The following is a 22,978-nucleotide window of genomic DNA, read 5'->3' as shown; positions in this document are numbered from 1 at the left end:
TCAGTTGGCTTCGCGCGGGTGGGCATTGCGGTAGACGTCCAGCAAAGTCGCTGCGTCGACCTTGGTGTAGATCTGCGTCGATCCCAGGCTGGCATGGCCGAGCAGTTCCTGCAGCGATCGCAAGTCGGCGCCTGCACCCAGCAGGTGCGTGGCGAAGCTGTGGCGCAAGGCGTGGGGCGTTGCCGTGGGCGGCAGGCCCAGGCATTGCCGCGCACGGGCCATCGTCTTTTGCACCATGCCTTGCGCCAGGGGGCCGCCTTTCTCGCCTCGAAACAGCGGGTCCTCGCGCCCGACCGGCCACGGCGATTTCGCCAGGTAATCGGTGATCGCGGCACGCACCGCCGGGAGCAACGGCACCAAGCGTTGCTTTCCGCCCTTGCCTGTCACCAGCAAGGTCTCTCCCAGCGGAAGCGCCTTTCCGGTGATAGACAGTGCCTCGGCGATGCGCAGGCCTGCACCGTACAGCAGGATCAGGACAGCCCGATCGCGCGCGCCGATCCATTCCGTCTTGGCGTCTTCCTCGACAGTGGCCGCCAGGTGGACGGCCTCATCCGGGGTGACGGGGCGGGGCAGGCCCTTCTTGATCCGGGGCCCCTTCAGGCGCGGAGGCGCAGACTGTCCCAACTGCGCCTTCTCCCGCGCGAAGCTCAGGAAAGCGCGAAGCGCCGAAAGCTCACGCGCGACGGAAGCATTGCCAAGGCCCTGCGCCCGGCGCGCGGCGATGTGGTTGCGCAAATCGGTCGCCGTTATGCGGGCGATCGTCTCCCAATTCGTGGCTTCGTGGCTGATCAGCCGAGCTGCGGCGGCGGTATAGGCGCGCACCGTATGGGGCGAGCGTCTGCGGCCATGGCTGAGATGCCCGCTCCAGGCTTCCAGAATATCGGCGTGCGTCACGCCTCGACCAGGGCGGCCGGCACCAGTTCCGCCAGCAGGGCGTCGAGCAGGGGCATGCCCGCCTCGGTCACGCCGATCCTTTCCGCTGTTTGCCAAGCAAGGCCTTGGCGCTGGTAAAACGCCAGCTTCTCAGGGTCATACAGTTCAGTCCTGGGCACACCCAGTCGGGCCGAAAGAACGCCCAGATCGACGCCTTCCCGCAGACGCAGGCCCATCAGCATGGCCTCCGCCGCGCGCTCGTTCCTTGCCAGCGGCCTTGCTTCGGCAATCCCGTCTTCCTGGCGGGCGATCGCGTCCAGCCAATTCTCCGGCTTGCGATGGCGCGTGGTCGCCACGCCGCCCCGCCGACCATGCGCGCCCGGGCCGATGCCGCAATAGTCCTCATAGCGCCAGTAAGTCAGGTTATGACGGCCTTCGTCGCCTAGGCGGGCATGATTGCTGATTTCGTACGCCGGTAGTCCCGCCGCCGCCGTGACGGCCCGCGTCAGGTCGAACAGATCGGCGCAGGCATCATCATTCAGCGGCACGAAATCGCCCTTGCGCACCATCGTCTCGAACCGGGTGCCCGGCTCTATCGTCAGCTGGTAAAGCGAGAAGTGGCTCGTGCCAAAGCCGATCGCGCGGCGCAGTTCCGCTTCCCACTGAGCCACCGTCTGCCCCGGCCGCGCATAAATGAGATCGAACGAGACGCGGTCGAAATGCTGCTGTGCCACATCCAGCGCCGTCAGCGCCTCATCCGCATCGTGCAGCCGGCCCAGGAAGCGCAATGTTGCGTTGTCGAGCGCCTGGATGCCCAGCGATGCCCGGTTGATCCCGGCGCTGGCGAGGGCGGCATAGTTCGCTGCCTCTACCGAGGAGGGATTGCCTTCCAGCGTGATCTCGATGTCAGGATCGAAGCCCCAGAGATGCTGGGCCTCGCGTAGCAGCCGCTCGACCAGCGCCGGGGGCATCAGCGAGGGCGTGCCGCCACCAAAGAAGATCGAGCGCAAGGGCTGTCCGCCCGCCACTTCGGCCTCACGGCGCATATCGGCAAGCAGGGCACGCTCCCACACGCCATGGTCCACCCGGTCGCGGACATGGCTGTTGAAGTCACAATAGGGACATTTGGCGAGGCAGAACGGCCAGTGAATGTAGAGGGCCTGGGCCATCGCGCTTATCTAGCAGGTTCGCGGCGGAATGTTACTGCTGGAATTGCTCCGCGACCAATTTGGCGAAGGCGTCGGCCCGATGGCTGATGCGATGCTTTGCCTCCGGCGGCAACTCGGCGAAAGTTTCGTCATGGCCCGCCGGCACGAAGGCCGGGTCATAGCCGAAGCCCATCGTTCCTCTGGGTGGCCAGGTGAATTGCCCTTCCACGCGGCCCTCATAGACCGCGCTTTCGCCGTCGGGCCAGGCGATCGCAAGGACGCAGGAAAACCAGCATGACCGGTCCGTGTCCGGCCCCAACTGAGTCAGCAGGCCTTCCACCTTGCCCATCGCCATGAACCAATCGCGCCCCGGTTCACCCTCGAACCACTGACGCTCGGCCCAGTCCGCCGTGTAGACACCGGGTCGACCAGCAAGGGCAGTCACCGACATTCCGCTATCGTCAGCCAACGCGGGCAGGTTCGCAGCTTTCGCGGCGGCGTGCGCCTTAAGCAGGGCGTTCTCGACAAAGGTGGTGCCGGTTTCCTCAGGCTCCGGCAAGCCAAGCTCACCGGCTGAAACACAGTCGATCCCGTAGGGGGCGAGGAGAGCGCTGATCTCCTTCAGCTTGCCCGCGTTATGCGTGGCGATGACCAGGCGTTCGCCTGCAAGCTTGCGTGTCATGCGCTCTCTCCGATTCTGCCCAGAAGCTTAGCGGCCGACGGCCTTGGCCTGCGCCGCGAAGATCCTGTCGCAGCCCATGCGCGCCAGCCGCAGCAGACGCAGCAAGGCTTCCTCGTCATAGGCCGCGCCCTCGGCAGTGGCCTGCGCCTCGGCGATCAGGCCGCCTTCGATCAGCACGAAATTGGCGTCGGCATGGGCGTTGCTGTCCTCGATATAGTCAAGGTCCAACACAGGCGTGCCTTCATGGATGCCGCAGGAGACCGCCGCGACTTGCGCGGTGATCGGGTCTTCCTTGATCTTGCCCTCGGCCAGCAGCTTGTCCACCGCCAGTCGCAGCGCCACCCAGGCGCCGGAGATCGAAGCGGTGCGGGTGCCGCCGTCGGCCTGGATCACATCGCAGTCCAGCACGATCTGGCGCTCGCCCAGCTTCTTCATATCGACCACGGCGCGCAGCGAGCGGCCGATCAGGCGCTGGATTTCCTGCGTACGGCCCGATTGCTTGCCCTTCGCCGCTTCACGACTGCCGCGGGTGTGCGTGGCGCGGGGCAGCATCGAATATTCGGCCGTCACCCAGCCTTCGCCCTTGCCGCGCAAGAACGGCGGGACCTTCTCCTCGATCGAGGCGGTCACCAGCACGCGAGTGTCGCCGAACGAGATCAGCGCCGAACCTTCCGCATGCTTGGTGAAGCCGGTCTGGATATCGATAGCGCGCATTTCGTCAGGCGCGCGGCCGGAAGGTCGCATGTAAAGTCCTCAAATCGATGGTTCGTTGGCGCGCCTTGGCGGAACGGGCTTGAGGCCGCAAGCCTGATAGCTAGATAGGGGGGGTGACGACGCCACCGATCATCGAATTGACCAGCCGCGCCAGGGATATCTTCCGCCTGGTTGTGGAAGGCTATCTCACCACCGGAGTGCCGGTGGGATCGCGCACGTTGGCGGGTGGCAGCGGGCTGAACTTGTCACCCGCCTCGATCCGATCTGTCCTGGCCGATCTCGAACGGCTGGGGCTATTGGCAGCGCCGCATACCAGCGCGGGCCGGATGCCCACCGAATCGGGCCTGCGCCTATTCGTGGACGGTATGATGCAAGTCGCCGAGCCAACGCGTGAGGAGCGGGCCGCGATACAGAGCCGCTTGTCCGAGCCCGGCCCGATCGAAGCCGCGCTGGAGGCGACCAGTACGATCCTTTCCGACCTCTCCGCCTGTGCCGGTGTGGTCATGGTGCCCCAGCGCGAACCGCGGTTGCGTCAGTTGTCGCTGATGTCGATCGGCGATCGGCGGGTGCTGGCGGTGATGGTGGGCGAGGACGGCGCGATCGAAAATCGCATCATCGAATTGTCCGCCGCCGTCCCTCCCGGCGCGCTGGAGGAAGCTTCCAACTACATCACCGCGCACCTCAATGGACGGACGTTGCCGGAAGCCGCGCGGGCGATGCAGGCCGATATCGCGTCTGGTCAGAACGCCCTTAACGCCGCCAGCCGGGATCTGATCGAGCGCGGCATCGCCATCTGGAGCGAAGACGCCGCGCGCCGCCCGATCCTGATCGTGCGTGGTCAGGCAAACCTGCTTGATGAGGCGGCGCTGTCCGATCTGGAGCGGGTGCGGTCTTTGCTGGACGATCTGGAAAACAAGCAATCAGTGTCCGAACTGCTGGCGATGGCGCGCGATGCGCGTTCGGCACGGATCTTTATCGGTTCCGAAAATCGCCTCTTCGCGCTTAGTGGTTCATCCGTGATCGCCGCGCCCTATCGCGACCGCGAGGGCAGGGTGGTCGGCGTGGTGGGGGTTATCGGACCGACGCGGTTGAACTATGCGCGCGTCGTCCCCATGGTGGACTTCACCGCTCGGAGCCTGGGCCAGACCCTGAGCAAATTCATCTGAAGACTGGAATCTGCAAGACATGACCGATCAGAACACGCAGTCTGCCGACACGGCTGCTGAAGAGGAACTGAGGGGCGTTCCGGAGGATCTGCTGGACAAGAACGCCGAGACCGCAGATCGCCGTGCCGAAGAACTGGCACGCCTGCGCGAGGAATTGGACACCGCCAAGCAGGACGTCCTTTATGCTCGCGCCGAGACGCAGAACGTCCGCCGCCGTCTGGAAAAGGACGTCGCCGATACGCGCGCCTATGCGGCCACTGGTTTTGCGCGCGATATCCTTTCCGTGTCGGATAACCTCAGTCGCGCGCTTTCCGCCATTCCGGCCGAGCTGCGTGAGGACGAAAAGATGAAGAACCTCGTCGCCGGCATCGAGGCGACGGGCCGTGAGATCGAGAAGGTCTTCGCCTCGCACGGGATCAGCCGCATCGCGGCCGTCGGCCTCCCGCTCGACCCCAACCAGCATCAGGCGATGATCGAGCTGCCATCAGGCGACGCTGAGCCGGGCACCGTGCTTCAAGAATTGCAGGCCGGATACATGATCAAGGATCGCCTGCTGCGCCCCGCCATGGTCGCGGTGGCGAAGAAGCCCGACTGATCCTCACCCTTCCTCGGCTCCCTTGGTGTGTCAAAGTTTGGCTACGCGGAATCTAGGGCGGAACAAGAGGGGGGCATCTCCGTTGATCCAGCAGAATATTTGTTGGGTCTCGGAGATTTGCCATGCGTTTTCTGATTCTTCCTGTTGTCACAGCCGGCGCATTGGCGCTTGGTGGTTGCGCTTCGAACTATGCCGGTGAAGGCGCGCTGGTTGGCGGCGCTGTCGGCGCGGGCGTCGGTGCTTTGGCCGGCGATGTCGGTGCCGGCGCGGCAATCGGCGCGGCTGCCGGTGCAGTCGGCGGTTCGCAGGTGAAGAAGGATCGCTACGGCGGTTGCTATCGCTACGATCGCGATGGTCGTCGTTATTACGACCGCGATTGCTGAAGTCGTTTCACAGAACGAAATTTGAGGGGCGCGAGGCGAAGGTCTCGCGCCCTTTTTCTATGCAAGACTAAACGATCCACTCGATGGAAATGGCCGTTAGCCTCAGCGTGAGGCGCTGAATGGCAGGATACCCGCATAGCTAGCCAGCGGGGGCGCGCCGGGAACGTGCACTCCGCTCCGTAGCAGGAAAATGTGCCGCACGATCTCGGCCTGCTGCTCTATACCGTATCGATCCAGGGTCCAGCCTGGGCGCAACGTATAGTCGTAACGGCAAAGCGGGTGCCGCATCAGCGGTAGGTACCATCGCCCGCGCCGCTGGGTCTGCCAGACGTGGGTCATTTCATGCAGGAACAACGCCTGCAGCTGCGGCCCCTCCGCGCCGAAGTCGTCACGGTAGAGGGTTGATCGCGGGTGGAAATGCATGTGCCCGGTTGGGGCCATCAAGGTGTTGCACGGCTGAAACGGAAACCAGCGACGCCGCTTGATCCGAACAGGATTGCAATCGATCGCACCGCCGAAAATCGAGCGGATCAGGTCCCGCTCACCCGGCGTCAGCGGCCGCTCTTCACCGGGAGAGCAGGCCGTTGACACCGTATCGATAGTCGATGTCAGTGGCTCATCCCGGCCATGTCATGGCTCTGGCCGCCGGCTTCGATCTTGGCAGGGATCGAGATCTTGTCGCCGTCGGCAAAAGTGAGGGTCATCTCGGTCTGGCCACCGGCTTTTAGCGCCGCGTCGATGTCGAATGCCATCACGTGCAGCCCCCCGGGCGCGAACGTGATGTTGGCGCCGCTGGCGATGGGGACGCCGGTCACCGGGGTCATCTTGCCGCCGCTGGTGCGGTGCATCTCCGCCTTGCCCACCCCGTCGATATGCACCGCGGCCAGAGTGATGGCCGAGGCCGAGTTGTTGCTGACCCGAAAATAGGCAACACCCGGACGGCCAGCGACGATGGGCAGCACCAGTCGCGCGGAGCCAGCGGAGACGCCTGGCTTCGCGTCCGGACCGACATCGGCTGCAGTCGTTTCGGCGGTGCCGGTTTCCTGCGTGGTGGGCGCGGCGGACTGCTTGCAGGCGCTGAGCCCCGCGACAGTTGCAATCAACCCTGCCACTATCACCGCGCGCGCCTTCAGCATGATCAAATCCTTTTGCCGCTCGTCCCGAAACAGGTCCGATCCCGTAGCGGGCCTCATGCCTGCACACCACTCTTGTGCCAAGCAAAACCCGTCCTATATCGCCCGCCGACGACATGCCCGAGAGGGACGTCACCGAGCCGCCAAGCCGCCTTGCTCCGCAGGGGGAGGCGATCCGCGCGGTGTCATCAATTGACGTGAGGAATGGGGATAATGGCTAAAGTAATCGGTATCGACCTTGGCACGACCAACAGCTGCATCGCCGTCATGGACGGCGGGAAGCCCAAGGTGATTGAGAATTCGGAAGGCGCGCGCACCACGCCTTCGATCGTCGCCTTCACCAAGGACGGCGAGCGCCTGATCGGCCAGCCGGCGAAGCGCCAGGCGGTCACCAATGGCGACAACACGATTTTCGCGGTGAAGCGCCTGATCGGCCGCCGCTTTGACGATCCGGTGACCAAGAAGGACACCGAGCTGGTTCCGTATACCATCACGCGCGGCAAGAATGGCGATGCGTGGGTCAATGCCGGCGGCGAAGACTACAGCCCATCGCAGATCAGCGCTTTCATCCTGCAGAAGATGAAGGAAACGGCGGAGAGCTACCTGGGTGAGACGGTCACGCAGGCGGTCATCACCGTGCCCGCATATTTCAACGACGCGCAGCGTCAGGCGACCAAGGACGCCGGTCAGATCGCGGGCCTGGAAGTTCTGCGCATCATCAACGAGCCGACCGCGGCCGCGCTTGCCTATGGCCTCGACAAGCAGGATGGCAAGACCATCGCGGTCTACGACCTTGGCGGCGGCACCTTCGACGTCTCGATCCTCGAGATCGGCGACGGCGTGTTCGAGGTGAAGAGCACCAACGGCGACACCTTCCTGGGTGGTGAGGACTTTGACTCCAAGCTGGTCGAGTGGCTGGCCGACAAGTTCAAGGCCAAGGAGAACATGGATCTCCGCACCGACAAGCTGGCTCTGCAGCGTCTGAAGGAAGCGGCCGAGAAGGCCAAGATCGAACTGTCGTCCACCGCGACGACCGAGATCAACCTGCCCTTCATCACCGCCCGCATGGAAGGTGGCGCCACGACGCCGCTGCACCTCGTCGAGACGGTGACGCGCGCCGATCTGGAAAAGATGGTCGCCGACCTGATCCAGCGTACGCTGGAGCCCTGCCGCAAGGCGATCGCCGATGCCGGTCTTTCGGCCAAGGACATCGATGACGTCGTGCTGGTTGGCGGCATGACCCGCATGCCCAAGGTTCGCGAAGTGGTGAAGGACTTCTTCGGCAAGGACCCGCATACCGGCGTGAACCCTGACGAAGTGGTTGCAATGGGCGCGGCGATCCAGGCCGGCGTGCTTCAGGGCGACGTCAAGGACGTGCTGCTGCTCGACGTGACCCCGCTGTCGCTGGGTATCGAGACGCTGGGCGGCATCATGACCAAGATGATCGATCGCAACACCACGATCCCGACCAAGAAGAGCCAGGTCTACTCGACTGCCGAGGACAATCAGCAGGCGGTGACGATCCGCGTGTTCCAGGGCGAGCGCGAGATGGCGCAAGACAACAAGATGCTGGGTCAGTTCGATCTCGTCGGCATCCCGGCGGCGCGTCGCGGTGTTCCGCAGATCGAGGTCACGTTCGACATCGACGCCAATGGCATCGTCAACGTCTCTGCCAAGGACAAGGGCACTGGTAAGGAGCAGCAGATTCGCATCCAGGCCTCCGGTGGCCTTTCGGATAGCGACATCGACCAGATGGTCCGCGATGCGGAGAAGTTCGCCGAAGAGGACAAGAAGCGCCGCGAGGGTGCCGAGGCGAAGAACAACGCCGACAGCCTCGTCCACGCGACGGAGCAGCAGCTTGCCGAGCATGGCGACAAGATCGACGCTTCGCTCAAGGGCGATATCGAAGCGGCGATCGCTGCGACCAAGACGGCGATCGAAAGCGGCGACACCGCTGAGATCACCGCGAAGTCTCAGGCCTTGACCGAAGTGGCCATGAAGCTGGGCCAGGCGATCTACGAGAAGGAGCAGGCCGCTGCATCCTCTCCTGACGCCGATGCCGGCGCGCAGGGCAAGGGCAATGAAGACGTGGTCGATGCCGAGTTCTCGGAAGTCGACGAGAACAAGGGCTGATAACCTGATGAAAAAGCTGACCCCCGCCGGTGCAATCCGCGCCGGTGGGGGTTAGTTTGTCACGGGGGAAAAGAACGTGTCAGCGACAGAAATCGACTTTTACGAATTGCTCGAATGCGAGCGGACGGCCGACGACAAGACGATCAAGTCGTCCTACCGCAAACTCGCCATGAAGTGGCATCCGGACAAGAACCCGGGCGACAAGGAAGCGGAAACCCGCTTCAAGATGATCAGCGTCGCCTACGATTGCTTGAAGGATCCCCAAAAGCGAGCCGCTTACGACCGCTATGGCCATGCCGCGTTCCAGAACGGCGGCGGCGCAGGCCCCGGCGGCGGGGACTTTGGCGACATCGGCGATATCTTCGAATCCATCTTTGGCCAGGCCTTCGGTGGCGGCGGCGGTCGTCAGCAGGCGCGCCGTGGTGCCGACTTGCGCTACGACATGGAAATCGGCCTGGAAGACGCGTTCCACGGCAAGAAGACCGAGATCGAGATCGAAGTTTCCGCGGCATGCGAGCCGTGCCACGGCTCCGGTGCGGAGCCTGGAACCGGCGCGCGCCGGTGCAACATGTGCGGCGGCCATGGCAAGGTTCGCGCGCAGCAGGGTTTCTTCGTCGTCGAACGCACGTGCCCGACTTGTCACGGGCGCGGCGAGGTCATCGAAAAGCCCTGCCGTGCTTGCGGCGGTGAAGGCCGCGTGGACAAGCCGCAGACCCTGGAGGTGGATATCCCGCCGGGTGTCGATTCCGGCACGCGTATCCGCTTGTCCGGCAAGGGTGAGGCGGGGCCGTTCGGTGCGCCTCCCGGTGATCTTTACATCTTCCTGCACGTCAGGCGTCACGCCGTGTTCGAACGGGAGAGCACGACGCTGATCACGCGCGTGCCGATCACGTTCACCACGGCGGCCCTGGGTGGCGAGATCGAGATTCCCGGCGTCGACGGCGAACGACTGTCGGTGATTATCCCCGCCGGTATCCAGTCCGGAAAACAGTTGCGCAAGCGCGGGGCGGGCATGCCCGTTCTGCAGGGCCGTGGCCGGGGTGACATGGTGATCGAGATCTCGGTGGAGACACCTACCAAGCTCTCCGCTCGCCAGAAGGAATTGCTGCGGGAGTTGCAGGAAACCGAAACCGGCGAGGAGTGCCCAGGGTCGAAGGGCTTTTTCGAGCGAATCAAGGCGGCCTTCAGCGGCTTGGCCGACTGAGACGGTCGCAAAAAACGGTGGCGTGGGTCATCCAGGCCTAGCGAGCAGGAGACGGCCAGTCAGGAGCCAAAGCCTTTGCGGCGCTTTTCCCCCTGATGCGCTCTTCTCTCGATGCCTGGCTTTTCTCCGCGCTGGTCATGCTGTGTATCGCGGTGGGGGCCAGGGTCTGGCTGCATCAGCACCCGGCCTACGATCCCTGGGCGCCGCTGGCGCTATCGGATGCGCCCGGAGGTTGGGCAATGCGCACGAAAATCGCGCAGTTGCGCGCCGAGCCTGCGTCCTGCCGGGTGTTTCTTGAACGCAGTGAGATTACTTTTGAAGTCCTGCCACCGACCGGGGAAGGGACGTGCCGCCGCGAAGACCGGCAGCTACTTGCGCCGGACCGCCAGCTTGGCCTCGTCCTGTCGCCCGCCCGCAGCGAGGCGACATGCGCAATCGGAGCCGCTCTTGCGCGCTGGCTGGTGCATGGCGTTCAGCCCCAAGCCAAAGCGATACTAGGCTCTCGCGTGGTAGCCCTGGAACACTACGGCACGAACAATTGTCGTCGTATCGGCGGTGGCGGGACCGGCTCATGGAGCGAACATGCGACGGGTAACGCTATCGACATCGCCGCATTCAAACTGGCCGACGGGCGGCGGGTTTCCGTTCTCAAGGATTGGCGTGTGGATGGAGACGAGGCGCGATTTTTGAAAGGCGTGCGCGATGCCGCGTGCCTTGAATTCGCCACCGTCCTCTCGCCGGACTACAACGCGGCCCACGCCGATCACCTGCACTTCGACCAAGCCCAGCGAGCTGCGGGATGGTCTGCCTGTCGCTGAACAAACGCAACCGCCAGACATGTTTCGTCACATCCTTGTTGGCCGAGAGACATGGTTCGTGACGAGTGTTATGTCGCTCCTTCGAACCCTGACGGGGCTATCGCGTCGCTGATCCCCATGAACCTGGTCGTGTCTTCAACGATCCGGCGGCTTTCGGGCAGCACTTCCGTGACTATCGCGTTCGCATTCGTTAGAGGTTGAGGACGAAAGAAAACGATGACATCGCCGCAAACCATTCTGCTTGTCGAAGACGATGGCGCTCTGCGCACCCTGACCGCGCGCGCCTTGCGCCAGAGCGGCTTCCATGTACTGACGGCCGCCACCGGCGCCGAAATGTGGATCACCCTACGCGAAAGCACGGTCGATCTGATCGTGATGGACATCATGTTGCCCGGCACTAGTGGCCTGGATCTGTTCCGCCGCCTGCGCCGCGAAAGCGACATCCCGATCATCTTCCTCAGCGCCCGCAGCAGCGAGGAAGACCGCGTTCTCGGGCTTGAGCTGGGTGCGGACGATTATCTGGTCAAGCCGTTCAGCACGCGTGAACTGGCCGCCCGGGTCAGCGCAGTACTGCGCCGGGGCAGTACCACCGGCGATAGCGCCATCGACGGCATCGCCGAGGGGCGCGGGCCCGATACGATTACCTTCGATGGCTGGCAGGTCTCACTGGCCCGGCGCGAGTTGCGCACCGCCACCGGCGCGATCGTGGACCTGACAGGCGCGGAGTTCGACCTGCTGATGACGTTCCTGGGATATCCGCAGCGGGTACTGGGTCGAGAGCGGCTGATGGAGCTTTCCCGCTCGCGCATCGGGGATAGTTCTGATCGTAGCATCGACGTTCTGGTCAGCCGTCTGCGCCGCAAGCTGCAGGCGGGCGGGTGCGATGCCCCGATCGTGACGGTTCGCGGCGTTGGCTACATGTTCAAGGCGGATGTGAAGCGCGGTTGATGCTGGCCAGGGGGCGGGCCTTGATCCGGCGGCTTGGGCTGCCGGAACGCCTGCTGGCGGTGCTCATCGTCGTCCTGATCGTCGATTTTGGAGCGAGCTCGTTCCTGTTCGAGCGGGTCAATTCCTTTGAGCTGCGCCGCGATGATGCCGAGCGTATTGCGGAGAATCTCTTTCTGGCCAGTCGTGCCTTGGAGCGCACCGCACCGGACGATCGTGACGCCTTTGCCAAAGCGTTCAGCACACGTGGTTTTCGCGTGGAGATTATGTCGCCCATCAGTCCGACGCAGGCCGGGATAGGGCTGACCCGCTTGCGGTCACAAGTGTTGGATATCGAGCCAAGTCTAGCGCTGGCCGACCTCCAGCTGCACTTGGAAGGGTTGCCCGGCCGCGGCAATATCGGCGGTTCCATGCGGCTTGCGGACGGCAGTTTGCTGCGTTTCCACACGCATGCCAACTCCGCGTGGAAACTTACCGTCGGTCGCGTCATCAGCTTGGTGCTGCCCACCATCCTCCTGATCGCGCTGGGCTGGGTGCTGTTACGTGCGACTTTGCGGCCGCTGCGGCAGTTGATCTCTGCCACGCGCCAATTGGGCGCCGGGCCACCGGTAGCCTTGCCGGAACGCGGCCCCGATGAATTGCGCAGCCTGATCCGCGCCCTCAACCAAATGCAGGATCGGATTCACAAATCGCTGACGGATCGCACGCAGACGATGCTGGCGATCGGGCACGATTTGAAGACGCCACTGGCGCGAATGCGGCTGAGGATGGACGACGACGCCATCGACCCCGAGGTTCGCGATGGCCTGAACCACGATATCGATGAAATGCGGATGCTGCTGGAATCGATTCAGGCCTATGTCGACAGCGATGGGCGATCGATCCAGCAGGAGCGTATCGACCTGGCCGTAATGGCTGAGACGCTGGTGGACACGGCCGCCGATCACGGCGCGGACGCAACGTACTCCGGCGCGTCCAGTCTGGAGATCAAGGCAAGGCCGGTGGCGATCCGGCGGGCGCTGTCGAACCTGATCGAAAACGCGATTCACTACGGCGGCAATGTCCGCGTCCACGTCTCGGCCGAAAAGGATCGGGCGGAGATCAGGATCGACGATGACGGGCCGGGAATTCCCGAGGATCGGATCATCGATGCGCTGCAACCCTTTGTCCGCCTGGATACCGCGCGCAGTCGCGACACGGCCGGGATGGGGCTTGGTTTGGCGATCGTGCGCAAGGCCGTGCGCGCCGAACAGGGAACGCTGCGACTGAGCAATCGGGCAGAGGGCGGCTTGCGAGCGACGATCCGTCTGCCTCTTCCGCGCGACTGACCGCGCCCAGTACGCTGTCCGGCGGTTACGCCGCGGCGCAGCAAAACTTCGTTACATGCGCGACGGCGCCGGGAAAATCTCCCTGCGTAGCTCTGTACCCTAACCGCGGCCCGCCCTCGGGTCGCGAATATCCAAAAGAGAAGGGTCAGAAACGTGAACGAGTTGATCGGACGTGTCTTTAATTTCGAAAAGACGACCTTCCCCGCCAGCAGCGAGCTGTTCCTCAAGCTGACGACCCATGGGCAGGAGCCCAAGGCCCTGATGATTTCCTGCGCGGACTCCCGCGTCGTGCCTGAGCAGATCATGCAGGCCCAGCCTGGCGACTTGTTCGTGTGCCGCAACGCCGGAAACATGGTGCCGCCTTACGCCACGCAGAACGGCGGCGTTACCTCTACCGTCGAGTATGCCGTGGTCGCGCTGGGTATCCGCGACATCATCGTCTGCGGTCACTCGGACTGTGGCGCGATGAAGGCGCTGAGCAACCCGGTCGGCCTGGAAGCGATGCCCAACGTTGCCGCTTGGCTGCGCCACGGCAGCGCTGCGGAAAATGTCGTCAGCACTTGCAACCCTGACCTTGACGGCACTGAGCGCGTTCGCGCCGTGAGCCTGGAGAACGTGCTGGCGCAGCTTAACAACCTGCGCACGCATCCATCGGTGGCGGCGGCCATGGCCCGTGGCGAACTGTCGCTCCATGGCTGGTTCGCCGACATCCACGAGGGTCAGATCCTGGCGCTTGATGGTGAAACCGGAGAATTCGTGCCGTTGCGTGAAGACCGTGAGCTGCCGGTCGCGATTCCTGCGCGCCAGCGCGGCACCCGCGTTCTTCAAGAAGCGGCTGAATGACCGCCGCGACCTCATCGGCGAGCCAGGTGACGGAGGGGCGTAGCGGCCCCTTCGCACACTTCTCCCGCGATTTCACCGCGTCGATCGTGGTGTTCCTGGTCGCGATGCCATTGTGCATGGGGATCGCCATCGCATCCGGCGTGCCCCCCGAAAAGGGACTCGTCACCGGGATCATCGGCGGCATCGTCGTCGGTCTCCTGGCAGGCTCTCCGTTGCAGGTCAGCGGTCCGGCGGCAGGCCTCGCCGTCATCGTCTTCGAATTCGTCCGTGAGCATGGGCTTGAGGCGCTTGGGCCCGTCCTGCTGCTGGCGGGCGTGGCGCAGTTGATCGCGGGCTGGGCAAAGCTGGGCGGCTTGTTCCGGGCGATCAGCCCGGCGGTCGTCCATGGTATGTTGGCCGGCATTGGCGCGCTGATTGTCATCGGCCAATTCCACATTCTTTTCGATGAAAAGCCGATGTCGAGCGGCTTGCAGAACATGGCGATGATGCCCACGCGCGTTCTCGGTCTCGACTTTACAGATGCAGCCGCCACCGAACTGGCGCTGGCGCTCGGCCTTCTGACCATCGCAGTGATGCTGGGTTGGGAGAAGCTGCGCCCGAAGTCGATGTCGCTGGTGCCTGGAGCGCTTCTGGGCGTACTCGCCGCCACGCTGGCGGCTTGGTCGCTGGGGCTGGGTGTCGCCCGCATCGAGGTGCCGGCTTCGCTGAGCGCCGCTTTCGCCTTGCCCACGACAACCGCTTGGTTCGCCCCGCTTGCCAATCCCGCCTTGATCGTGGCGGCCTTGGCGATCGCCTTTATCGCCAGTGCCGAAACGCTGCTGTCCGCCGCTGCGGTGGATCGGATGCACGACGGCGTGCGCACCAATTACGACAAGGAACTGCGGGCGCAGGGCCTGGGCAACTTCCTATGTGGCGTGTTCGGCGCATTGCCGATGACCGGTGTTATCGTCCGCAGTTCGGCTAACGTGCAGGCCGGTGCCAAGACGCGGCTCTCCACGATCCTGCACGGTGTGTGGATCCTGGGCTTCGTGGCCTTGCTTCCGTGGGTGCTGCGTGAGGTGCCGATGGCGGCGCTGGGCGGCATCCTTGTGGTGACCGGATGGCGGCTGGTCAGCCTCAAGCATGTGGAGCATCTGTTCAAGGCCCACGGCTATCTGCCGGCGGCGATCTGGGCGGTAACCTTCGTGCTGGTAGTGACGACGGACTTGCTGACCGGCGTACTGGTCGGTCTGGGACTTTCCCTTATCGAGGTTCTGCCGCACCTGCGTGATATCCGCCTGCGCGTCAGTGAGCATGGTGACGAGGGCGCGCACCGCGTGGAACTATCAGGTGCGGCGACGTTCCTGGGCCTTACCCGGCTCAACGCTGTGCTGGAGCGTCAGCCCGCCGACCGGGCCATCCACCTCGATCTGGACAAGGTGAAGGCGATGGATCACACCACCGCCGAAACGCTGACGGAATGGATCAATCGTCACCGCACGCGGGGCAACAACGTCCGAATTACCGGGCCTGCCAGCTTGTTACGACCGCTTCCGGTCTAACTCGGCCTCTGGATACCCTCGCTCAACGGGCGGCTCCTATTATCAAGCCGCCCGTTTTCGTATGGCGGCCTCAGTATTACGCCAAGGGTGATCGTTTCATAGATTTGGCATTGATCCAGTGATCGGTCTGGGCTAAATATACTGCACTGCAGCGAAACGGACCGGTCACGTAACCATGGTTCGGCGGTGCAGCGCAGGGTGGAACGCCACAAACAATATGAGGGTGTTCCAACAATGAAAATGCGTCTCCTGGCCGGTGTTGCCAGCCTCGCCGCGGCCTATCTCGCTTCTGCTGCTCCCGCGTTGGCGCAGGATGCAGAAGTCAAGCCAATCACTGTCTCGGGCAGTGTCGGCATTGTCAGCGACTATCGGTTCCGCGGCGTTTCGCAGAGCGACAAGAACCTCGCCGTGCAGGGTGGTATCACCATCGCGCACGAAAGCGGCTTCTATATCGGCACCTGGGGTTCGAACCTGGCAGGTTGGGGCACGTTCGGCGGCGCCAACATGGAGCTGGACCTGATCGCCGGCTACAAGGCGCAACTGGGCCAAGGCGCGACGCTGGACGTGGGCGCGACCTGGTACATGTATCCGAGCGGCTTCAACAACACCGACTTCATCGAGCCTTACGCCAAGCTGTCGGGCACCACGGGCCCGCTCTCGCTGACCGCCGGCGTGGCTTACGCGCCCAAGCAGGAAGCTTTGGGCGCATGGTACGCCACTGGCGCCGATGCCGCTGCAGGCGTGTACACCAACCCGGGTGACAAGAACGACAACCTCTACCTGTGGGGCGACGGTGCGATCGGCGTGCCCAACACCGGCCTGACCGTGAAGGCCCACATCGGGTATTCCAACGGCAACAAGGGCCTCGGCCCGTTCGCTACCTCGGTTGCGCCAACCGGCGAGTACTGGGATTGGTTGATCGGCGCAGATTACGTCATCCCCAACACCCCGCTGACGGTTGGTGTCGCCTATATCGATACCGACATCAGCAAGCGTGAATCCGCTTACCTGCAGCCCAGCTTCTCGCGTGGGCAGGACGGTACCGGTACGATCGCCGGGTCGACTGTAGTCGCCTCGCTGACCGCCGCATTCTAAGTTAGCATCAAAGGGGGCTGGGATCGTGTCTTCGCGATCCCAGCATCTTTTTATTCTGGCGCGGCGATGTAGCGGGTTTCCAGGAAACGACCGCGCACGGCCAGCGCATCCAAGTCATTGCGCGACAGATCGAGAGACATCGCCTCGATCTCCTTCGCGATGACGTGCAGGCCCTCCGTAACCTGGCGAGCCGGAGTCGATCCTGCATTCTCACGGCCCCGCAGCGACGACGGAATGCGGGTGTAGCTGTTGACCAGGCCCGGCAGGTGTTCCGTCAGCAGCTTGCGTACCTCGCGCGAAGCAGGGGCGTTCGGGTCCAACGTCTCCAGTTGCGGCGCCAGTTGTTCCAGACGTACCCCGATCATGTCTATCGCATCGAGAGCGGGCGAGGGGAGGGCGTTGCGTTTGCCTTCCAGCCAAAGCTCGGTCGTGCCTGCAAGTTCTGCCAGATCAACTTCCGCCAGATCTTCCGATCTCGGCTTCGGGCTGGCCGGGTGGAGGGCCAGTACCCAGAATGCGATGAACGCGATCAGCATTGCCAGAAGATAAGTGTTGTCCGGTAGGCCGCTGATGACAAGGCCAGCCCCGACGGTCACCACGGCGATCGCGACAACGGCCAATACCGCACGGCGCAAGCGGCGCATCCGCCACTCCCACCGCTTTTGCCGCGCCCGCCGCAGTCTCGCCGCACGTTGCCGTCGCGCCTCGCGCAGGATGGATAAGGGAACAGGTCGACGATCACTGGGCATGGTGGTTTAGTCCAGAGACCCCAGCAAGCCCTTTTCGGCTGTCGCGCCCCGCGCCTCCAGCTTGGCGTCCGCCTGCCCCTGCGCGCGGGCGATGTACGCCTTCGACTTGCCCACTTCGCCCTCCAGCGCGACGACGGTTTGCTTCATGTTTTCGAGCGCCTTCATCTTGAAGGTGTCGATGGAATCCATGGTGTCGTAGATGTTCTGGAATGCGCGGCTGAGCGTCTCCAGCGGGATCGTGGCACCGGCGGCCTGTTCGTGGATACGCGCGGTATTGTCCTTCAGCATCCGGCCGGTGGCGTCGATGATATTGGCGGTCGTCGTGTTCAGCGCGGTGATCTGATCCAGCACCAGCTTCTGGCTGGTCGTCGCCTGTGCTACGGTCACCGCGGTACGCAACGCGCCGACCGTCGTCGTCGAAGCGCGATCCACACCCTTGATCAGTTCCACATTGTTCTTCTTGACCAGATCGAGCGCCAGGTACCCCTGCACCGATACCGCCATCTGCGTCAGCAGATCCTGAGTTCGCTGGCGGACATAGAACAATGCCGTCTCGCGGATAGCCTTGGCCTTGGCCGGATCGGAATGGTCCAGGTCTGCCGCGCTCTGTTCCAGTTCGCGGTCCAGCGCCTTTGACATGTGGATCATCTGTTCCAGCTTGCCGAGCGCCTTCCACAGGTTCTGCCGCTCCACGTCGATCGCGGCATTGTCCATCAGCAGCTCATCCTTGCCGCTTTGGAGGCGGGCCAGGATCGCGCTGATATGGCTTTGCGCGCTCTGATAGCTGTCGAAATAGTTCTTCAACTTGCTGCCGAACGGGATGACGCCGAAGATCTTGCGGGGCGCCAGCAAGTTGCCCTTGCGCGATGGGTCCAGGTCTTCGACCGTCCGACGCAGTTCCGCCAGGTCGGCTCCCACGCCGCTGGTGCCATCCATGGCGCGGACCGGTCGATCGAGGAAACGGTTTGACTGTCCGGCAGCCTCCGCGATTTCGCGCCGGCCCATGTTGGTGATCTCGTCCACGCGTTTGCCGAACTCGGGGGAGTTGGCATCCTGCGCGATCAGGTCGGAAACATATTCGGAGACGCGCAGGTCCAACTTAGACTTCTGCTCCTCGCCCACGGGCACCAGTCCTGCCGCCCGTTCGGGGGTGACAGCGGGCACGGGATCAGGCGGAGTCAGCTTCAACTCGTCGGCCGCGTAGGTGTCGGGTGCCGCTGTCATGCTCCGGTGGTGCTCCGATGGTGATCCTGGTGCGTGAATCTAGGATGCGCGCGCAAAAGCACAAGGAAAAGCGCGGTCCGGATTTCAGGCGAGGCCACATCCCACGGCAACCAAATGACCCCCACCGAATTGCGACAAATGGCGGCGTGAATGCCCGGTATTCTGTTGAAGCGAGCGGGATTTTATGGCTTTATTACGAAGTATGAAAACGTCGCGCCGGGAACCCAAATTCGTCAAGGACCGTGCCGTCCAGGCCGGCGCTCTCGTAGCGTTGCTGTTGATGGGCGGGTTCGTCGTCGCGGGCCCCAGCGGCTTCCTCGCTTGGAGCGAGAATGAGCGGCTCCTGGTCCAGCATGAGAAGCAGATCGCACAATTGAATGAGTTGCGCGGCCAGCTGCGCAACCGCGTTGATTTGCTTGATCCGCATCAGGCCGACCCGGACCTTGCCGGCGAACTACTGCGCCGGAACCTGAATGTTGCGCATCCTGACGAGATGGTGATGCTTCTGCCGCAGCAGCGGTAGTTTTTTCGCAAGGTCGTTGCGAGGATTAGAAAACGCAACCGTGATGGGTTTCTCTGCGCGGGTCAGGGTCCTATATCCTTGTAAGAATCGCACAAACATCAGGGAAACTGCTTTGTCGAACGCTGAGCCGTCGCCGTCAGAGATTGCCGAGCGGGAAGAGGATTTCGCGCTCCACAGCTTGGCCGAGAAGCACGCCGCTGACCGGCGTTACAAGGCCAGCAAGGAAGAATTGCTGCACTTCTATGAGCAGATGTTGCTCATCCGCCGGTTTGAAGAGAAGGCGGGGCAGCTTTATGGCCTCGGCCTCATTGGCGGGTTCTGCCACCTCTACATTGGTCAGGAAGCGGTCGCGGTCGGCCTGCAATCAGCGCTGAAGGGCGGCCTGGACTCGGTCATCACCGGCTATCGTGATCATGGGCACATGCTGGCCTACGGCATCGATCCCAAGGTCATCATGGCTGAATTGACCGGCCGCCATTCGGGTATCTCGAAAGGCAAAGGCGGCTCCATGCACATGTTCAGCGTGGAGCATGGCTTCTACGGCGGTCACGGCATCGTCGGCGCGCAAGTGCCGCTGGGTTCGGGCCTGGCCTTTGCCCACAAGTACCGCGAGGATGGCGGCGTGACGCTGGCCTACTTTGGTGACGGCGCGGCCAACCAGGGCCAGGTCTACGAAAGCTTCAACATGGCCTCGCTATGGAAGCTGCCGATCATCTTCGTGATCGAGAACAATCAGTACGCGATGGGTACGGCGGTCAGCCGCTCTTCAGCGGAAACGCATTTCTATCGTCGCGGCACCGCGTTCCGCATCCCCGGGATGCAGGTCAACGGCATGGACGTGCTGGAAGTGCGCAAGGCGGCAGAGATCGCGATCGAGCACGTGCGCGGCGGCAACGGGCCGGTTCTGATGGAGCTGAACACTTATCGCTATCGCGGCCACTCGATGTCGGACCCCGCCAAGTACCGCACGCGTGAAGAAGTGCAGGGCGTACGCGAAAAGCGTGACCCGATCGAACATGCGAAAACCGAGCTGATGGAAATGGGTGTGGCCGAAGCAAGCCTGAAGGAAATCGACAAGCGCGTGCGCGCCAGCGTTGGCCAGGCGGCCGACTTTGCCGAAAGCTCGCCCGAGCCGGATGCGTCCGAACTGTATACCGACGTTCTGGTGGAGACATACTGATGCCGGTCGAAGTAAAAATGCCGGCGCTTTCCCCCACGATGGAGGAGGGCAAGCTTGCCAAGTGGCTGGTCAAGGAAGGCGATGAGGTGTCCTCCGGTGACGTTCTGGCCGAGATCGAGACCGACAAGGCGACGATGGAGTTCGAAGCGGTCGACGAAGGCAAGGTCGGCAAGCTCGTCGTGCCGGAGGGCACGGACGGCGTGAAGGTCGGTACGGTGATCGCCATCATGGCGGGCGAGGATGAGGACGTCTCCGAGGCGAGCAGTTCGCCCGAACCCGCTCCTCAGGCCAAGGCCGATGAGCAGCCGGCAAAGGAAAAGCCCAAGGCCAAGAAGGGCGGCGCGCCCAAGGTCGAGGAACCCGAGAAAGACCTCAAGGCGGATGAGTCCAAGGCCGATAAGGCCAGTGAGAAGGACGACAAGGCCGAGCTGGAAACCGGAACCACCCAGCTTGGAAGCGACATCAAGCCCGCAAAGTCCGACGAAGTGCCGCACGGCGTCAATATGAAGACGGCGACGGTGCGCGAGGCCTTGCGCGATGCCATGGCTGAGGAAATGCGCCGGGACGAGCGCGTCTTCATCATGGGCGAGGAAGTCGCAGAGTACCAGGGCGCCTACAAGGTCACGCAAGGCTTGCTGGAGGAATTCGGCCCCAAGCGTGTGATCGACACGCCGATCACCGAGTACGGTTTTGCCGGCATCGGCACTGGTGCGGCGATGGGCGGCCTGCGTCCGATCGTAGAGTTTATGACGTTCAACTTCGCCATGCAGGCGATCGATCATATCATCAACTCTGCGGCGAAGACCAACTACATGTCTGGCGGCCAGATGCGCTGTCCGGTGGTGTTCCGTGGACCGAACGGCGCGGCAGCTCGCGTCGCGGCGCAGCACTCGCAGAACTACGGCCCTTGGTACGCGTCGGTGCCGGGCCTGGTGGTGATCGCGCCTTATGACGCTTCGGATGCCAAGGGGCTGCTGAAGGCTGCGATCCGTTCTGAAGACCCGGTTGTGTTTCTGGAGAACGAGCTGGTCTATGGTCGCTCGTTCGAACTGCCCGAGCTAGACGATCACGTCCTGCCGATCGGCAAGGCCCGCATCGTGCGGGAAGGCACGAGCGTAACGATCGTCTCCTACTCCATCGGCGTCGGCGTCTCGCTGGAGGCGGCTGAGAAGCTGGCGGGCGAAGGTATCGAAGTCGAAGTGGTGGACTTGCGGACTCTGCGTCCGCTGGACAAGGCTACCGTTCTGGAAAGTCTTAAGAAGACGAACCGCATGGTCGTTGTCGAGGAAGGTTTTCCGGTCTGCTCCATCGCGTCAGAAATCATCACGATCTGCATGGAGGAAGGCTTTGACGACCTCGATGCCCCGGTTCTTCGCGTCTGTGATGAGGATGTGCCGCTGCCCTACGCCGCCAACTTGGAGAAGGCGGCATTGATCGACGTCGATCGCGTGATCGCGGCGGTGAAGAAGGTCTGCTATCGCTGAGGCTTGGAGGGCGTTACGCGCGAATGCGCGTAACGCCCGAAAGCTTTAGACGATCATGTCGCAGGACGATCCCCTTGTCGCCTCGCTTCCGGCGGTGGCCCGTTTGTCGCTGGTCTATGCGTCGGCTTCGGCTCGGCAGCCGACGCTGGCGCTTCTTGCGCTGGATGCCCGGCTCGCAACGCTGATCCGGCGCTCCAGTGAGCCCATGCTGGCGCAGTTGCGTCTGGCCTGGTGGCGGGAGTCGATCGCACAGTCGCCACAAACCTGGCCTGAGGGCGAGCCTATCCTGGCTGCGCTGCGCAGCTGGGGCAGTCGGCACGCCGATGCCCAGGTGCTGGTCGATGCCTGGGAGGCGATGACCGCGCCCTCACCCTTGGGCGCGGATTCCATGAGCAAGTTCGCCGAGGGGCGTGGCGCGGCCTGCGCGGCCTTGGCCCAAGTACTGGGATGCGCCCGCGATGAGCAGGCAGCGATGACGCTGGGCCGGATTTGGGCCGCGGAAGACCTCGCCACCCGTTTGGGCCGTGACGATGAGCGGGCGTTGGCCTCCACCCTAGCCGATACGCAGCCCCGGAAGCTCCCGCGAGTCAGCCGCCCGTTGCGATCCTTGCGGGTGCTTGCCGGCCTTACACGTCGGCGTCGGGTGAGTGGCTCGGAAGCCGGTGCCGCTTCCCCCGCTGCGATGCTGGAAGCGCTCAAGCTGGGATTGCTGGGGCTTTAACCCCCTGCTAACCGGGCCGGCAGGGGGCTCAACAATGAATCGTATCGTGCTGGGCGCGGTTGCCGCGCTGCTTTTCGTGGCCGCTGGCCTGTTCTGGCTGCAAGGCCGGGCAGAGGTGGAGCGAGGCGCGCCGCCACCGATGCCGATCGCCTCGCGGTCTGGCCCGCCCGAACCGCTGCCCAGCGCCAATGTGGCCGGCCTGCGCGGACCGACACCGCCCGAAGCGATCGAGCAGACCAACGAACAGCGCCGCTTTCGCCGCTACGATCGCGATGGCGACGGGCGCATCACCCGTCACGAACTGCTTTCCACGCGCACGGCCGCGTTCCGCAAGCTGGACAAGGACGGCAATAACCTCCTTACTTTCGAGGAATGGGCGTCTGCCACGGTGGAGAAGTTTGCGCAGGCCGATGCCGATCGTGATCTTGTCCTCACGCCGCAGGAATTCCGCACCACCGCGCCCCCGCCCAAACCGAAGGCCAAGTGCAGCTGCTAA

General features: G+C 63.6%; 24 protein-coding genes. 16 read left to right on the top strand and 8 right to left on the bottom strand.

Going from position 1 to position 22,978, the window contains the following annotated elements; all coding sequences use genetic code 11:
- From GGR39_RS13820 to rph, 4 genes are read right to left on the bottom strand one after another with little or no spacing between them, the layout of a single operon-like run.
- On the bottom strand, positions 1-894 hold the full coding sequence (locus tag GGR39_RS13820; protein WP_183617717.1) for a tyrosine-type recombinase/integrase: 894 nt from the start codon (positions 892-894) through the stop codon (positions 1-3).
- The gene (gene hemW / locus GGR39_RS13815; protein ID WP_183617715.1) at positions 891-2,042 is read right to left on the bottom strand and encodes a radical SAM family heme chaperone HemW; all 1,152 of its coding nucleotides are present in this window, start codon (positions 2,040-2,042) and stop codon (positions 891-893) included. The genes GGR39_RS13820 and hemW overlap by 4 nt, the downstream gene beginning before the upstream one ends.
- Positions 2,043-2,073: 31 nt before the next feature.
- The gene (rdgB, locus tag GGR39_RS13810) at positions 2,074-2,703 is read right to left on the bottom strand and encodes an RdgB/HAM1 family non-canonical purine NTP pyrophosphatase (protein WP_183617713.1); all 630 of its coding nucleotides are present in this window, start codon (positions 2,701-2,703) and stop codon (positions 2,074-2,076) included.
- Positions 2,704-2,730: 27 nt separating this feature from the next.
- Positions 2,731-3,447 carry a ribonuclease PH gene (gene rph / locus GGR39_RS13805; RefSeq protein WP_058737689.1) on the bottom strand — a complete coding sequence of 239 codons (717 nt, stop codon included), beginning with the start codon at positions 3,445-3,447 and terminating at the stop codon, positions 2,731-2,733.
- Positions 3,448-3,530: 83 nt separating this feature from the next.
- Here rph and hrcA point away from each other — a divergent pair, with 83 nt between their 5' ends.
- The 3 genes from hrcA to GGR39_RS13790 all read left to right on the top strand — a co-directional run bounded on the left by hrcA (position 3,531) and on the right by GGR39_RS13790 (position 5,561).
- On the top strand, positions 3,531-4,583 hold the full coding sequence (gene hrcA, locus GGR39_RS13800; protein WP_058737688.1) for a heat-inducible transcriptional repressor HrcA: 1,053 nt from the start codon (positions 3,531-3,533) through the stop codon (positions 4,581-4,583).
- 19 nt (positions 4,584-4,602) lie between these two features.
- On the top strand, positions 4,603-5,178 hold the full coding sequence (grpE, locus tag GGR39_RS13795) for a nucleotide exchange factor GrpE (RefSeq protein WP_058737687.1): 576 nt from the start codon (positions 4,603-4,605) through the stop codon (positions 5,176-5,178).
- A gap of 122 nt (positions 5,179-5,300) precedes the next feature.
- Positions 5,301-5,561, top strand: coding sequence for a YgdI/YgdR family lipoprotein (locus GGR39_RS13790; protein WP_183617705.1), 261 nt, complete (start codon positions 5,301-5,303; stop codon positions 5,559-5,561).
- Positions 5,562-5,663: 102 nt separating this feature from the next.
- On the opposite strand, the gene GGR39_RS13785 is transcribed toward GGR39_RS13790, so the two are convergent.
- Positions 5,664-6,161, bottom strand: coding sequence for a vgr related protein (locus GGR39_RS13785; protein WP_425490605.1), 498 nt, complete (start codon positions 6,159-6,161; stop codon positions 5,664-5,666).
- A gap of 8 nt (positions 6,162-6,169) precedes the next feature.
- Positions 6,170-6,697: a copper chaperone PCu(A)C gene (locus GGR39_RS13780; protein WP_221226138.1), complete on the bottom strand. Its 528-nt coding sequence runs from the start codon at positions 6,695-6,697 to the stop codon at positions 6,170-6,172.
- Positions 6,698-6,907: 210 nt separating this feature from the next.
- Here GGR39_RS13780 and dnaK point away from each other — a divergent pair, with 210 nt between their 5' ends.
- The 8 genes from dnaK to GGR39_RS13740 all read left to right on the top strand — a co-directional run bounded on the left by dnaK (position 6,908) and on the right by GGR39_RS13740 (position 16,601).
- Entirely contained in the window at positions 6,908-8,827 is a 1,920-nt protein-coding gene (gene dnaK, locus GGR39_RS13775; RefSeq protein ID WP_183617698.1) for a molecular chaperone DnaK, read from the top strand.
- A 76-nt stretch (positions 8,828-8,903) separates the two neighbouring features.
- Complete coding sequence (gene dnaJ / locus GGR39_RS13770) at positions 8,904-10,031, top strand: molecular chaperone DnaJ (RefSeq protein ID WP_058737682.1); 1,128 nt, start codon at positions 8,904-8,906, stop codon at positions 10,029-10,031.
- A gap of 95 nt (positions 10,032-10,126) precedes the next feature.
- Positions 10,127-10,849 (top strand): extensin-like domain-containing protein, encoded by a 723-nt coding sequence (locus tag GGR39_RS13765; RefSeq protein WP_183617690.1) that lies wholly within the window; start codon positions 10,127-10,129, stop codon positions 10,847-10,849.
- Positions 10,850-11,065: 216 nt separating this feature from the next.
- Positions 11,066-11,797, top strand: a complete 732-nt coding sequence (locus GGR39_RS13760; protein ID WP_058737680.1) for a response regulator transcription factor — start codon at positions 11,066-11,068, stop codon at positions 11,795-11,797.
- Positions 11,797-13,122 carry an ATP-binding protein gene (locus GGR39_RS13755; protein WP_183617688.1) on the top strand — a complete coding sequence of 442 codons (1,326 nt, stop codon included), beginning with the start codon at positions 11,797-11,799 and terminating at the stop codon, positions 13,120-13,122. The genes GGR39_RS13760 and GGR39_RS13755 overlap by 1 nt, the downstream gene beginning before the upstream one ends.
- Positions 13,123-13,275: 153 nt before the next feature.
- Positions 13,276-13,965 (top strand): carbonic anhydrase, encoded by a 690-nt coding sequence (locus tag GGR39_RS13750; protein WP_058737678.1) that lies wholly within the window; start codon positions 13,276-13,278, stop codon positions 13,963-13,965.
- Positions 13,962-15,506, top strand: coding sequence for a SulP family inorganic anion transporter (locus GGR39_RS13745; RefSeq protein ID WP_183617686.1), 1,545 nt, complete (start codon positions 13,962-13,964; stop codon positions 15,504-15,506). The genes GGR39_RS13750 and GGR39_RS13745 overlap by 4 nt, the downstream gene beginning before the upstream one ends.
- A gap of 234 nt (positions 15,507-15,740) precedes the next feature.
- Positions 15,741-16,601, top strand: a complete 861-nt coding sequence (locus tag GGR39_RS13740) for a TorF family putative porin (RefSeq protein ID WP_183617684.1) — start codon at positions 15,741-15,743, stop codon at positions 16,599-16,601.
- A 50-nt stretch (positions 16,602-16,651) separates the two neighbouring features.
- Here GGR39_RS13740 and GGR39_RS13735 read toward each other — a convergent pair whose 3' ends face one another.
- Together GGR39_RS13735 and GGR39_RS13730 are read right to left on the bottom strand one after the other, a co-directional pair.
- Positions 16,652-17,245: a hypothetical protein gene (locus GGR39_RS13735; protein ID WP_246388727.1), complete on the bottom strand. Its 594-nt coding sequence runs from the start codon at positions 17,243-17,245 to the stop codon at positions 16,652-16,654.
- Positions 17,246-17,356: 111 nt separating this feature from the next.
- Positions 17,357-18,574: a toxic anion resistance protein gene (locus GGR39_RS13730; RefSeq protein ID WP_183617680.1), complete on the bottom strand. Its 1,218-nt coding sequence runs from the start codon at positions 18,572-18,574 to the stop codon at positions 17,357-17,359.
- 202 nt (positions 18,575-18,776) lie between these two features.
- Here GGR39_RS13730 and GGR39_RS13725 point away from each other — a divergent pair, with 202 nt between their 5' ends.
- From GGR39_RS13725 to GGR39_RS13705, 5 genes are all read left to right on the top strand, one after another.
- Positions 18,777-19,097, top strand: coding sequence for an FtsB family cell division protein (locus GGR39_RS13725; RefSeq protein WP_183617678.1), 321 nt, complete (start codon positions 18,777-18,779; stop codon positions 19,095-19,097).
- 112 nt (positions 19,098-19,209) lie between these two features.
- Positions 19,210-20,277 (top strand): pyruvate dehydrogenase (acetyl-transferring) E1 component subunit alpha, encoded by a 1,068-nt coding sequence (pdhA, locus tag GGR39_RS13720; protein WP_394657817.1) that lies wholly within the window; start codon positions 19,210-19,212, stop codon positions 20,275-20,277.
- On the top strand, positions 20,277-21,761 hold the full coding sequence (locus GGR39_RS13715) for a pyruvate dehydrogenase complex E1 component subunit beta (RefSeq protein WP_183617676.1): 1,485 nt from the start codon (positions 20,277-20,279) through the stop codon (positions 21,759-21,761). Before pdhA ends, GGR39_RS13715 begins: the two co-directional genes overlap by 1 nt.
- 55 nt (positions 21,762-21,816) lie before the next feature.
- Positions 21,817-22,482 (top strand): hypothetical protein, encoded by a 666-nt coding sequence (locus tag GGR39_RS13710; RefSeq protein WP_183617674.1) that lies wholly within the window; start codon positions 21,817-21,819, stop codon positions 22,480-22,482.
- Between the two features lie 34 nt (positions 22,483-22,516).
- On the top strand, positions 22,517-22,978 hold the full coding sequence (locus GGR39_RS13705; protein ID WP_183617672.1) for an EF-hand domain-containing protein: 462 nt from the start codon (positions 22,517-22,519) through the stop codon (positions 22,976-22,978).

The sequence above is a fragment of the Novosphingobium fluoreni genome (assembly GCF_014196615.1).
Taxonomy (GTDB): domain Bacteria; phylum Pseudomonadota; class Alphaproteobacteria; order Sphingomonadales; family Sphingomonadaceae; genus Novosphingobium; species Novosphingobium fluoreni.
Note: the sequence above shows the minus strand (reverse complement) of the source record. Positions and strands in the feature narration are given on the sequence as shown.